General features: G+C 73.2%; 15 protein-coding genes. 6 read left to right on the plus strand and 9 right to left on the minus strand.

What is annotated here, in order from left to right:
* Nucleotides 1–94 precede the first annotated feature (94 nt).
* The 3 genes from F4562_RS02485 to F4562_RS02495 form a co-directional block, all read right to left on the minus strand.
* Nucleotides 95–1363, minus strand: a complete 1269-nt coding sequence (locus tag F4562_RS02485; protein ID WP_184540608.1) for a pyridoxal phosphate-dependent aminotransferase — start codon at nt 1361–1363, stop codon at nt 95–97.
* Between the two features lie 151 nt (nt 1364–1514).
* Nucleotides 1515–2405: an NAD(P)-dependent oxidoreductase gene (locus tag F4562_RS02490; RefSeq protein ID WP_184540609.1), complete on the minus strand. Its 891-nt coding sequence runs from the start codon at nt 2403–2405 to the stop codon at nt 1515–1517.
* Nucleotides 2406–2616: 211 nt separating this feature from the next.
* Nucleotides 2617–2976 carry a hypothetical protein gene (locus F4562_RS02495; protein ID WP_184540610.1) on the minus strand — a complete coding sequence of 120 codons (360 nt, stop codon included), beginning with the start codon at nt 2974–2976 and terminating at the stop codon, nt 2617–2619.
* A gap of 362 nt (nt 2977–3338) precedes the next feature.
* Here F4562_RS02495 and F4562_RS02500 point away from each other — a divergent pair, with 362 nt between their 5' ends.
* The 4 genes from F4562_RS02500 (at nt 3339) to F4562_RS02515 (ending at nt 8766) form a co-directional block, all read left to right on the plus strand.
* Nucleotides 3339–6131, plus strand: coding sequence for an NACHT domain-containing protein (locus F4562_RS02500; RefSeq protein WP_184540611.1), 2793 nt, complete (start codon nt 3339–3341; stop codon nt 6129–6131).
* Between the two features lie 210 nt (nt 6132–6341).
* A complete protein-coding gene (locus F4562_RS02505) occupies nt 6342–6986 on the plus strand; it encodes a hypothetical protein (RefSeq protein WP_246473335.1) in 645 nt (214 codons plus the stop codon).
* A 129-nt stretch (nt 6987–7115) separates the two neighbouring features.
* Complete coding sequence (locus tag F4562_RS02510; RefSeq protein ID WP_184540612.1) at nt 7116–7403, plus strand: hypothetical protein; 288 nt, start codon at nt 7116–7118, stop codon at nt 7401–7403.
* A complete protein-coding gene (locus tag F4562_RS02515) occupies nt 7396–8766 on the plus strand; it encodes an aminopeptidase P family protein (protein WP_221206609.1) in 1371 nt (456 codons plus the stop codon). Before F4562_RS02510 ends, F4562_RS02515 begins: the two co-directional genes overlap by 8 nt.
* Before the next feature lie 59 nt (nt 8767–8825).
* Here the strand turns inward: F4562_RS02515 and F4562_RS02520 are convergent, their stop codons facing one another.
* The 6 genes from F4562_RS02520 to rpmG all read right to left on the minus strand — a co-directional run bounded on the left by F4562_RS02520 (nt 8826) and on the right by rpmG (nt 10889).
* Nucleotides 8826–9644, minus strand: coding sequence for a class I SAM-dependent methyltransferase (locus tag F4562_RS02520; RefSeq protein ID WP_184540613.1), 819 nt, complete (start codon nt 9642–9644; stop codon nt 8826–8828).
* Between the two features lie 133 nt (nt 9645–9777).
* Nucleotides 9778–9945 (minus strand): 50S ribosomal protein L32, encoded by a 168-nt coding sequence (gene rpmF, locus F4562_RS02525; RefSeq protein ID WP_184540614.1) that lies wholly within the window; start codon nt 9943–9945, stop codon nt 9778–9780.
* Nucleotides 9946–9947: 2 nt separating this feature from the next.
* Nucleotides 9948–10247: a 30S ribosomal protein S14 gene (rpsN, locus tag F4562_RS02530; RefSeq protein ID WP_184540615.1), complete on the minus strand. Its 300-nt coding sequence runs from the start codon at nt 10245–10247 to the stop codon at nt 9948–9950.
* Entirely contained in the window at nt 10247–10483 is a 237-nt protein-coding gene (gene rpmB / locus F4562_RS02535; RefSeq protein ID WP_184540616.1) for a 50S ribosomal protein L28, read from the minus strand. Before rpmB ends, rpsN begins: the two co-directional genes overlap by 1 nt.
* Entirely contained in the window at nt 10483–10728 is a 246-nt protein-coding gene (locus F4562_RS02540) for a type B 50S ribosomal protein L31 (RefSeq protein WP_184540617.1), read from the minus strand. Before F4562_RS02540 ends, rpmB begins: the two co-directional genes overlap by 1 nt.
* A complete protein-coding gene (gene rpmG / locus F4562_RS02545; RefSeq protein WP_184540618.1) occupies nt 10725–10889 on the minus strand; it encodes a 50S ribosomal protein L33 in 165 nt (54 codons plus the stop codon). The genes F4562_RS02540 and rpmG overlap by 4 nt, the downstream gene beginning before the upstream one ends.
* 93 nt (nt 10890–10982) lie before the next feature.
* Here rpmG and F4562_RS02550 point away from each other — a divergent pair, with 93 nt between their 5' ends.
* Entirely contained in the window at nt 10983–12125 is a 1143-nt protein-coding gene (locus F4562_RS02550; RefSeq protein ID WP_184540619.1) for a CobW family GTP-binding protein, read from the plus strand.
* Nucleotides 12122–12364 (plus strand): 30S ribosomal protein S18, encoded by a 243-nt coding sequence (gene rpsR, locus F4562_RS02555; protein WP_184540620.1) that lies wholly within the window; start codon nt 12122–12124, stop codon nt 12362–12364. Before F4562_RS02550 ends, rpsR begins: the two co-directional genes overlap by 4 nt.
* Nucleotides 12365–12392 lie beyond the last annotated feature (28 nt).

Here is a 12392-nt window from a genome sequence, read left to right on the forward strand (position 1 = left end):
AGCGGGGATGCCGTGAAGTGACCGCACGCGACGTACGGCACGGTGCCTGTCCGCCGCCGGCACCTGCGGCGGCGGACGCCGGGTGAGCCGGGGGTCACGGACGGCGGTGGGAACGCCGCTCGCCGGTCAGCGCTCCCAGCTCGTCACCGAGACGGGTGAGAGCGGATGCGATCCAGGGCAGGGTCTCCGGTTCATCCGCGCTCAGCGCCGCCCGGCGTTGCCCGGGAGTGGCACCGTACAGGAGGCTGGTGGCGACCCGGAGGGTCAGGGCGGTGCCGGGGTCGCCGAACGCGCTGCCGGGCAGGGTGGCGATGCCGTGCCGGTCGAGCAGGGCGGCGGCCAGGCCGGTGCCGGTGGTGATCCCCCGGGCGCGCAGGACGTCACGCAGAGGGGCGAAGTCCGGGTAGAGGTAGAAACCGGCCTGGGGCGGGCGGCAGCGGGCTCCGGCCGCGAGCAACCGGGCGTGCGCCGCGGCGGCGACGCGGGCGTGCAGGCGGCGGGACGCGGCGATGTGCTCGACGATCTCGGGCGGGTCGCTCAGGGCATGGGTGGCCACGGCCTGCATGGGGGCGGCCAGGCTGGACCAGATCTCGCTGGCGACCCCGGTCAGCTTCCGGTGCAGGCGCCGGCCCCAGGCGCCCGAGGGGGTGCGGGCGTAACCGATCCGCCATCCGCCCAGGGCCAGGGACTTGCTCAGGCCCGTGGTGACGACGGTGCGTTCGGGCAGGTGGTGTGCCGGACCGGTGACGGGGGCGTGATGGTGCAGTTCGGCGTAAATCTCGTCGCTGACAACCGTCAGGGCGTGGTGGCCGGCGATCGCGCAGACCGCCTCGATCTGCTCGGCGGGGGCGACGGTCCCGGTGGGGTTGTCCGGGACGGTGAGGATCAGCACACCCGGCCGGGCGCCGCGCGCCGACGCTCTCCGCAGTGCCCGCTCCAGGCGCCCGGGATCGGGGATGCCCCCGGCCCCTTCCGGGACGGGTACCCGGATGACACGCCGGCCGAGCAGGGCGGCCTGCGCGGCGTAGGAGACCCACGAGGGGCGGGGCAGCACCACGTCACCGCCGGCGGCGGCCAGTAACGCGAACAGCAGGGGCTTGCTGCCCGGGGCGAACAGGATTTGGCCGGGCTCAGTGTCCAGGCCGCGGCGGGTGAACCAGCCCGCCGCGGCGGCACGGGCCTGCGGCGAGCCGGCGACGGGGCCGTAACCGTTGCGCCGGTCGGCGTCGGCGAGCACCTCGGCCAACCCCGGCGCGACCGGCAGCCCGGCCTCACCGAACCCCAGGTGCAGCACGTCGTGCCCGGCTTCGCGGCGGGCGCGGACGGCCTCGTCGACGGCGAGCGTCGCGGAATGCGCAGTCATGGGAACCGCCTTCGTTCGGCCGCTCGGCGGGAGCGGCACCGGGCCGGGCACGTGTCCAGCATGCCCCGCGCGGGGCAGCGATGACAGGGGGAACCCGCGGCCGGCCCGGCACGTCCGGTCCCCCCGGGGCGGGTCCCGGCCGGGTGACCGGTCAGCGCTGCGGCCCCCGCGCCGATTCGGTCCTGGCTTCGATCGCGCGGACGACGGCCGCCATGTCCGCCGCACCGTGCCCCAGTGCGAGCGTCTCGCCGAACAGGGCGTGGCAGGCGTCCAGCAACGGCGAGGCCACGCGGGACTCCCGTGCCGCCTCGGCGATGAGCCGGTTGTTCTTCAGCACGTCGGCGATCGACGCCTGGGCGGTGAAGTCGCGTTCGACCAGCTTGAGCGCCTTGGCGCGCGAGACGTCGCTGGCCATCGGGCCGGAGCCGAGCACCTCCAGGAGCAGGCGCAGGTCGAGACCGTGCCGGTCGGCGAAGTGCACGGCCTCCGCCAGGCCGGTCACCATGGTGATCAGGAACAGGTTGACCGACAGCTTCGTCAGCAGGGCGGAGGGCACCGGGCCGCACACGATCGCCTCGTGGCACATCGGCCGCACCAGCGGACGCACCTCCTCGACGGTCTCGGGCCGGCCCGCCAGCATCGCCACGAGCCGCCCGGCCTCGGCGGGGCCGCGCGAGCCCGAGACCGGGGCCTCGACGTAACCGCCTCCGGCGGCGAGGACGTCGGCCTCCAGTCCCGACGAGTAGGCGGGCGAGGTCGTGCCCATGTGCACGATGACGCGCCGCGCGACGCGCTCCCCGAACCGGGGTGTCCCGCGCTCCAGCACGGAGTCGATCGCGGTGTCGTCGGCCAGCATGAGGAACACCACGCGCGCCCGCCGGAACACCTCGGCGGGGCTGTCCGCCACCGCCGCGCCGGCCGCGTGCAGCGGCTCGCTCCTGCCGGCGGTGCGGTTCCAGACGACGGGGGACGCCCCCGCGCGGGCCAGGTTGAGCGCCATGGGCTGTCCCATGAGCCCGAGACCGATGAAACCGATGTCCATCCACCCACCTCCTGTGACGCCTGCTCCCGGTGACCGTTCCGCTCCGGTGCGACGGCGGGCGTCTTGAACGATTGTGCCGCGACGGCCCCGGGCGGACCGCTCACCGCCGCGTGGGTGCCCGCGGCCACCCTGGGAGGGCATCCGCCGGGCGGACGCCCTCCCGCCGTGGCAACGTGGCTACACGGTCCGGTGAATGTCCCCGATCACGGTCCTAGCAGGGTTTCATACCGGCGATCGATACGCTGTCGGGAAGGCTCACCCAGTCTCTGATGGAGGAGTTGGCCGGGATGCGGTGACACTTGCCGTCCGGGTAGCCGACGATCGGCCTGCGGAGATCGAGCTTGCGTTCCACGGCGTAGTTGTGGCAGTTGCGGATGGTGTAGTCATACCGGCCTCCCACCGGTCCGCTGTAGCTCAGGCCGCACGGGGCGGCCGACACCGCCGACGGGGCCGTCGCCGTCCCGGTCGCGGAGGCGAGCGCCGCTCCGGAGGTCGCCGCGGTGAGACCGCCGCCCACGGCGGCGACCGCGATCACCGCGGCGGCCCATCTGGCTTTCCTGCTGCTTCGCATTTGTTTTCCTCTCCACCCGGCCGGCCGGCGCGTCCGGTGTTCCGCACAGCCGGAGCGTTCCGCCCCCCGGGTGATCCGTACTGGGGATGCGCCGCCGATCGGCGGCACGGGAGAGCAGATCATCATGCCTGCGGGCCTGTGAAGCCCTTCCGCAACGGGAAGCCGTAATGAAATGTTTCACGCCTGCGACCTGCGATGGCCCGGTGCAATGAAATTTGAAATCGAGCTTTCGTTCACTTCCTTCCCGTGTTTTCCCCGGGTACGGACGGAAATCCGGAAACGTGTCGCCGTCGGCCTCCGGGCATGGGGAGAGGGATGTAACCTGGCTCCCTGACCTCGAATTAAAGGAGGCCGACAAAGGCATGGTCAGGGCCTATCGGAAGGCAGACGAGGAAAATGACGAGGTCGCCGAATTCTTCGACCGCTTCTGGGATCTGGCGGTGGAGGCGGCACGACGGAAGCTCACCATGGGATCCGGCCGGGAGCCGAAACAGAGTGAGGTGGCCCAGGCACTGGAAGTCGCTCCCTCGACGGTCGGCCACTGGCGTAAGGGCAGCTATTTTCCGCGGGAGGCCATGGCTGACTCCGTCCTCGAACTCGCCGGTGCGACGTCCGAGGAGCGCTTCAGGTTTCTCGCCTGGCGCAGGAGGGTTCATCCCCTGTGGCAGGCCCGCAGGCACGCGCGAGGACGCGCCGCGGTCAGCTCCGCCGCCGACGCCTCGTCCGCGAGGGTCACGAAGGTGCCGTTGAAGGCCACGGTCGCGGAGCCACGCGGTGTCGCCGTACCGACGCGGGCCGGGCGGGAAGACGTGGCCGGTCTCCCGGACGGCACCGGCGAGAGAACCGGCCCCGCCCCTGCGTGGGGCGGCCCCGGCCCGGCGTGGGGCGGGGAACCGGAGGGGGCCCCGATCCCGGCGGCGACCCCGCGGGGCCACGGCGGCGGGCGGTACGACCCGCCGCACGAGGACGGGCGCCGCCCGCGACCGGCGTACCAGGAGGAACCGGCCGATCCGCTGTCGCGGGCGGCGGACGCGCTGGCGCGGAACGTCCACGCGCAGTGGGAGGAGGAGGCGGCCTGGCGTGGGCTGGACATCCCGCCGCCGATCCCGCCGCGCTGGATCGGCACACGGCGGCCGGTCATCGGCCCCGTCGAGGTGGCCGTCGGGGATCCGGCGCGGCGGGTACGGTTCGCGGCGCTGCCGGGCCATACGCGGGCCACAGCCGACCTGGTGCACGAGGGAGGGCTTGACGAGTTGTTCGCCCTCTACGCCGGGCTGGGCTCCGGCCGGATCGTCATGATGGGCGGTTACGGCTGCGGCAAGACCACGACGGCGATCCTGATGCTGCTCGACGCGCTGGACCAGCGGGTGGGTCTTCCTGCCGGCATGCGGGTGCGCACCCCGGTCCCCGTCCTGCTGGCCGCCCACGGCTGGGATCCCCGCCGCCAGAGTCTCGGGGACTGGTTCGCCGGACAGCTCGCCACCACCTACGGCTTCCTGCACGCCCCCGAGTACGGCCCCGACGCGGCGGCCGAGCTGGTGCGCGGCGGCCGGGTGGCGTTGTTCCTGGACGGTTTCGACGAGATGGACGACGCGCGGCGGGCCGAGGCACTGCGGCACATCAACCGGCGGCGCCGCACCTTCCGGCTGGTGGTGCTGACCCGCACCGACGCCTTCGCCACCGCGGTGGAGGCCGGAGGGCTGCCCCTGCACGGTGCCGTGGCGGTCGAACTGGCACCGGTCTCCCCCGACCGCGCGATCGGGTATCTGAGCGGCTTCCGGCGTTCCCCGGCCCGTGGCGGCGACGAACTGGAGAAGCTGATCGACCGCCTGCGGCACAGCCCCGACGACCAGGTCAGCCGGGCGCTGGACACGCCGCTGAACCTGAGCCTCGTCCGCGAGGACCCGCACGCCGCCGGTGAGTTGCTGACATCCGGCCGCTTCGGGACCCGCGACCAGGTCGAGGACTTCCTCCTCGGCCGCGTCGTCCCCACGGCCTATGAGCCCGGCCGGGAGCCGGGCCCCGATCCGGAGCGGGCACGGCGGTGGCTGGGCTACCTGGCCTCCCGGATGGGCCGCGGCGACCTGGACTGGTGGCGGATGCACCACTGGGCGCCCGCCTGGGAACGATGTCTGCTCAACACCCTGGCGGGGGTGGCGCTGATGAGCTGCGTCGGCGCGCTGGTCTTCGGCCCGGTGGGCCGGTACACCGTCGCCGGGCACACCGGTGCCCTCTTCGGCGCGGGCTACGGGGCCGCCATGGGAGGGCTCTTCGGGTTCATGGCCGCCCTGATCTCCGAACTCAGAGACCCCGGCCCCGGCTGGGAAAGGGCGATCCGGTCGGTCGTCCCGCGATGGGCCCGGCGCGTTCCGTGGCGGCCGTCGCGGTTCGCCTACAGCCCCGCGATCGGGCTGTTCCTCTTCACCGCGGTGACCATGGCCGTCGGCAACCAGAGCGGCTACCCGTCCGGCCTGCCCGCCGGCGCTGTCATCGCCGTCACCGCCGGCCGTGCCGCCATGAGGATCCGCGTCGTCTCGGGCGTCCGGCCGTGGTGGGCGAGGCCGCGTCCCGACGGAACCGACCTCGTGACCGCTCTCGCGGCGGGCCTGCCGGTCGGGCTCGCCTACGGTCTCACCAAGACCCCGTCGTACGGGGTCGCCGCCGGGCTGATCTCCGGATTCACCTTCGGGTTCATGACCGCGGCCGCACGTCCCGTCTCCGACGCCGACACCCCGCCGGACCCCGGCACCTCCTGGCGCCGGGACCGCCATCGTGCCTTGGCCGTCGGCCTCACCGCCGGAGTTCCCATCGGGCTGGCGCTCGGCGTCCAGAACGGCCACGCGCACGGCCCGGCGGCCGGGATCGCCGCCGCCCTCGGCCTGGGGACGATCATCGCCCTCGGTTCCATGGTCGGGATCTCCGACGCCTGGCGCACCTGCCTGCTCTTCCTCCAGCTCCGGCTGCGCGGTGTCTTCCCCTTGCGCGGGAAGCGGTTTCTCGACGATGCCCGTGACCGCGGGGTCCTGCGCGCCGCCGGTCCGAGGATCCAGTTCAGGCATGACCGGCTGCGAGCCGTGCTCTGCGATCCCCGGCATCCTCCGGCGGGTCGCCGCGACGGCCCTGGGGGGACGGATCGCTCCGTGGGACGTGAATGATTCCTCCGGCCACCGGACGACGGTTCCGGATGGTGAGCGCGACCCCGATGACGGCTCCGCGCGTCCCGTACGTTACCCTTCTGATCTTGGTCAAGATCGTCGGTGCCTTCCCCTCTCCTATGGGGATCTCCCACGGGGACGGGGCCGGAGGAGATCGACGGGCCGCCCCGGACGACCGCACCGTGCGGCGCCGCTTCCCAGGGGGACGACATGAGCGATCGACCGTTGACCGGTGAGCGCGCGTCCGGCCCGCGCGTTTCGGGCGGTGGTCGTCGTGCGGCCTGGATGCTGACCGACGTCTTCGCCCCGCAGTACGTCGCGCTCGCGCTGCCGGTGGTGGCGGGCGGCTTGTCCGGCGGGTGGGCGGGGGCCGCCTGGGGCCTGCTGGCCTCCGCCGTGTGCGCGGGCGTGCCCGCGGCGGTGATCGCCGTCGGAGTGCGCCGTGGCCGCCTGGACTCCATGCATGTGGTCGATCGGGCCGGCCGGACCGGGCCGATGCTGGCCGGGCTCGCCGCGGTGGTGGCCGGTCTGGTCCTGCTCGTCCTGCTGGGCGCCCCGCTCATGGTGACGGTCACCGCCGCCGTGATGCTCGGGTGGATCGTGGTGCTGGGCTCGATCACCCTGGTGTGGAAGATCAGCTTCCACACTGGAGTGTCGGCCGGAGCGGCCGTGGTGTTGGCGCACGTGCTGCCGGCCGCGCCGACTCTCGCCGCCGGTGCCGTCCTGGTCGCCGTGATCGGCTGGGCCCGCGTGCGGGTGAGCCACCACACGCCCGCACAGGTCACCGCAGGCGCGATCACCGCCGCGGCGGTCGCCTGGGGCGTGCTGCTGCTCGCCGGCGTACCCGGCGTGTAGGGGCGTACCGGACGGGACGGCCCGGGCCGCCGAGCGGGAACGCACGCGTCACCCGGTTTCGCGGGGACGGCCGGGCCACTGCCGTTCATCGGGGAAATGATCTATCCTTGGGCATTCAAGGAGATTCGCGTGCTTCGTCCTTTCCCTGCCACCGTAGAGCTGCTCGCCGAACGCACCGAGTGGCCGCCGCCGTACGACCCGGACCGGCCGGCGACCGACGAGGTGCCATCGGCCGCCGTCCGCTTCGACGACATGTACGTCGGCGCGGGCCTGCGACTGGACACGGCCGCCCGGGCCTGTGACACCCGGGTCAGGGTCACCAACGAGGACCGGCACGACGGCGTCGGCGACGAACGCGTCTTCGCCCGGCCGTCCGAGCTCGTCCGCGACACAGGAGGAGGCATCACCGGTGAGTGACGGCAAGCTGCCGAAGCTGTCCGAGATCCCCGCGTTCACCGAGTACATGGCCCAGGGCTGGGACGTGCCCGACCGCACCCCGCCCGTGGTGCCCGGCGCGGCGGAGGCCGCCGCCGGCCACCGGGTGCGGCTCGCCGCCGCGCTCCCCGGCCGGGTCGTCGTGGTGGCGGCGGGCCGGGCCCCGGTGCGCAGCAACGACACGGCCTACGACTTCCGTCCCGACAGCGACTTCTACTGGCTCACCGGCTGCGCGGTCGAGAACGCCGTGGTCGTGCTCGGCGGCGGAGGCGACGCCACGCTGTACATGCCCGCCCCGGCGTATCCCGGCGAGCCGGGATTCTTCGACGACGCTGCCCACGGCGAGCTGTGGGTGGGAGCGGCCCCCACCCTGGCCGACTGGTCGGCGGCGCTGGGCCTCGACGTCCGGCCGCTGACCGAGTTCGCCGGCCCGCCCGGCGGCGCCCTGTGCGCCGGCCCCGGCTGGGAGCAGCCGTCGCAGGAGCTGGGCCGGGTGCTGGCCGAGCTGCGCATGATCAAGGACGAGTGGGAGATCGGGCAGCTCCGCCAGGCCGTGGACCGCACCGTCGAGGGTTTCGCCGCGGTGCTCGCGGAGATCCCCACGGCGGTGAAGGGGCCGGGCGAGCGCTGGCTGCAGGGCACGTTCGACCGCCACGCCAGGGCGTACGGCAACGGCCCCGGCTACGCCACCATCGTAGGCAGCGGCAAGCACGCCCCCACCCTGCACTGGGTGCGCTGCGACGGCCCCGTGCTCCCCGACGAGCTGCTGCTGCTCGACATGGGCGTGGAGGTGCGCAGCCACTACACCGCCGACGTCACCCGGACCTTCCCCGCCTCCGGCACCTTCTCCCCCGCCCAGCGGCAGGTGCACGACCTGGTGGAGCGGGCACACCGGGCGGCCCTGGAGCAGGTCGCCCCCGGCCGCCGGTTCACCGACTTCCACCACACCGCCATGGAGGTCATCGCACGGGGGCTGCACGACTGGGGGCTGCTGCCCGTCTCGGTGGACGAGGCGCTCTCCGAGCGCGGCCAGCACCACCGCCGCTACCTGGTCTGCGGCATCGGCCACCACCTGGGGCTGGACGTGCACGACTGCGCCGGGTCCAGCCCCGAGGCCTACCACGGCGCGCTGATGGCGCCCGGCATGGTGCTCACCGTCGAACCCGGCCTGTACTTCCACGCCCACGACCGCACCGTCCCGCCCGAGTTGCGCGGCATCGGGGTCCGCATCGAGGACGACCTGCTGGTCACGGCGGACGGCATGGTCTCCCTCACCGCCGAGCTGCCCCTGGACGCGACCGGGCTGGAGGAGTGGATGAGCCGGGCCACCGAGGGGAGACGGTAGACGTCGGCGGTCGCGCACCGCGTTCGACGGCCTCGGGGATCGACACCCGGGGAAGCCTCCTACGGCCGGGTCACCACGCCGACTCCGACCAGTGACGTGGCGTCCACCGAGTCGATCCCCCGTTCGTCGAGGAGCCCGAGCAGGCCCTCGCGCACCCGGACGACCGCCTCCGGCTCCATCCCGTCGAGCATGCCGCGGAAGCCGCTGCCGATGACCAGGAGCCATGCCAGGTCAGCGGTCAGCGGCACGGTCAGCGGCACGCGCCGGACACGTGTCCGTACCAGGCCCAGGCCGGCCAGCCAGGCGTGCATGCCGTCCTCGGAGTCGATCCTGGTGACCGAGTCGCGGTTGGACGGCGACTCCGGCGGCGTGCCGCGCTCTCGCTCGACCGCCGCGTGCAACGCCATGCCGAACCGCTCCAACGCGCCTTTCGCCCACGTGGTGACGGTGAACCGGCCTCCCGGGCGCAGGAGGCCGGCGAGGCGCGCGGCGGCGGCGTCCATATCGGGCAGGAAGAAGATTCCGTGCACGCACAACACCAGGTCGTAGGGCTCGCCGTCCGCGGGCACCCACCGGGTCGCGTCCGCCCGGATGAAGCGGACGGTGTCCAGTCCTCGGACGGCGGCGCGGCGGCGCCCCTGCTCCAGCAGGGACTCCGCCAGGTCGATCGCGTCGACCGAGCCGCTCGCCCCGCTCGCCGCGGCCGCCGGGATGGCGGACGCGCCGGCGCCGCAGCACACGTCCAGCACCCGGTCACCCGGGCCGATGCCCGCGGCTGCGACGCTCGCCTCGCCGATCGGGTCCCACAGGTGCGGGGACAGCAGGGCGAACTCGGCGTGGGTGGCGTCGAAGATCGCCCCGACCTTCGCCGGTTCCATGGGTTCCTCCTCGTTGTGGAGTCGTGACGACCACGCCGGCCCGCTCCCGCGGACCGGGCCGGCGTGGTCTGATCTGGCACGGCAGAGCATGGTGTGGCCGTGCCGGACCGCCGCGGGCCCGTCTCCCCGGATGTCAGTCGGGGACGACCAGGCCGCGCCGGTAGGCGCGGACGAGACGGCGGGGCACCAGCAGTTCCCGCCCGTTCACGGTGATCGGCACCAGGTCGGGGGCGGTCGCCTTCCACTGGCTGCGGCGGTGGCGGGTGTTGCTGCGCGACGTCTTGCGCTTGGGGACGGCCACGGCTACCAGCTCGCCTTCGTGACGCCGGGCAGCTCGCCCCGGTGGGCCATCTCGCGGAAACGGATGCGGGACAGGCCGAACCTGGTCAGGTGACCGCGGGGCCGGCCGTCGACGGAGTCGCGGTTGCGCACGCGGACGGCGCTGGCGTCGCGCGGCTGGCGGCCCAGTTCGCGCGCGGCGGCCGCCCGCTCCTCGGAGGTGCCGGTACGGATGATCTCCTTCAGCTCGGCCCTGCGGCCGGCGTACCGGGCCACGACGGCCTTCCTGCGCTCGTTGGCCGCGATCTTGCTCTTCTTGGCCATCAGACCTTCCCTCCCCGGCCGCGGATCCGGGCCACGGCCGCCTCGATTCCGATCCTGTCCACGGTCTTGATCGCTCTCGCGCTGAGCGTGAGCCGGACGAAGCGGTTCTCGCTGGGCAGCCAGTAGCGGCGGTGCTGGATGTTGGGGTTCCACCGGCGGCGGGTGCGCCGGTGGGAGTGGGAGACGTTGTTGCCGAAGACCGGCGACGTGCCGGTGAGCTGGCAGTGGGCGGACATCAGTTCCTCCCGTAGCGCTGGTTGAACCGCTCGACCCTGCCCGCGGTGTCGAGCACCCGGCTGCGGCCGGTGTAGAAGGGGTGGCTCGCGGAGGAGACGTCGACGTCGACCACCGGGTAGACGTTGCCGTCCTCCCACTCGATCGTCTTGTCGCTGGTCATGGTGGAGCGGGTGAGGAAGGCGAAGCCCGCGCTGGGGTCGCGGAACACGATGGGGCGGTAGTCGGGGTGGACGCCCTTCTTCATCGTTCCTCCTTGAAGAGAACGTGCTTGCGGATGATCGGGTCGTACTTGGTGAGGGTGAGCCGGTCGGGATCGTTACGCCGGTTCTTGCGGGTCACGTAGGTGTAGCCGGTGCCCGCGCTCGATCTGAGCTTGATCACGGGGCGGAGCTCGTTTCTGGCCATCGCCGGTCCCTTTCCGTCGGCGGGTTGTGCCATGATAGCGAAAACGGTTTTCATTATTGCACCGCCCGCAGACCCATCCGCCAAGGAGATCGTGTGTCCACTCCCGTCGTCCTCGTCGCAGGGCTGCACGCAGGCGCCCGCACCGCCGCCGTCGAAACGCTGCTGCGCGACCACCCCGGCGCCATCGCGATTCACCACAATCTGCGCGAGGTGACCTCAGGCCGGGTCGAGCGCGTGGTCCGTGACGCCTCCGAGGTGCTCGGCCTGGCCGACGTGCGGCTCGCGCACGGCTGCGTCACCTGCACCGTGCGCGAGGACCTCCTGCCCGAGTTGGTCCGGCACTCGGCCACCGCCTCTCTGCTCGTGGTGGACCTGTGGGACTCGGTCGAGCCCCGGTCGGTGGCCGAGGCGCTCGACTGCGACGAGGCACGCGACCTGCTGCGGCTGACCGCTGTGCTCACCGCGCTGGACGCCGAGCACATGCCGGTCGACATCACCCGCGGCGACCGCCTCGCCGAGACCGGCCAGGTGGCCGCGGCCGGCGACGCCCGCTACCTGGCCGAGGTGCTGGCCCGGCAGATCGAGTACGCCACCGGCCTGATGCTGCACGGCGGCGACGAGGAGGACGCCGAACTGTCGCGCGCCGTGCTCGCCCACCTGGCCCCGGTCACGCCGGTGTTCGACGCCGACGGGTTGCCCGGCGTCACCGGCGGCGCGCTGTGCCCGGCGGAACTGGCCGAGCGCGTCGACCCGGCGACCGCCCGGCTGCCCTGCGACGCGCAGGCCGACGAGATCGCCACCGTGGTGTGGCACCGGCTGCGTCCGCTGCACCCGGGCCGCCTGTTCGAGGCCGTGGACGAGCTGGTCACCTCCTCGGTCCGCAGCCGGGGCCGTTTCTGGCTGGCCAACCGGCACGAGCGGATGCTCGCCTGGGACGCGGTGGCCGGGGTCGTCTCCGTGGAGGACGCCGGGCCGTGGCTGGCCGCGCTGCCGGAGGCCGCCTGGGAGATGGTCTCTCCCGCCCGCCGCATGGCCGCCACCCTCGACTGGAACCCGGTGACGGGTGACCGCGTGCAGCACCTGGTCTTCACCGGCCCCGACCTCGACCGCGACCGTATCCACTCCCTCCTCGACTCCTGCCTCCTCACCCCCGAGGAGTCCCTGGCCGGCTCAGACGTCTGGGCCGGCTACGACGACCCGTTCGCCCACGTCCTCGACCTCAAGGAGATCGCGTGAAGTCCCGCCGCACCCCCCGCAGGAAGACCAACCCGCTGCAGGGGGTCACCTACATCGACTACAAGGACACCGACCTGCTGCGCCGGTTCATCTCCGACCGCGGCAAGATCCGCAGCCGCCGGGTCACCGGCGTCACCGTGCGGCAGCAGCGGCGGCTCGCCCAGGCCATCAAGAACGCCCGTGAGATGGCCCTGCTCCCCTACTCCTCACTCCCCCGCACCCCCCGCCCGCGCGTTTGATCACCTCGCCGCCACACCGGACTCGCCG

The organism is Streptosporangium becharense (assembly GCF_014204985.1).
GTDB lineage: Bacteria > Actinomycetota > Actinomycetes > Streptosporangiales > Streptosporangiaceae > Streptosporangium > Streptosporangium becharense.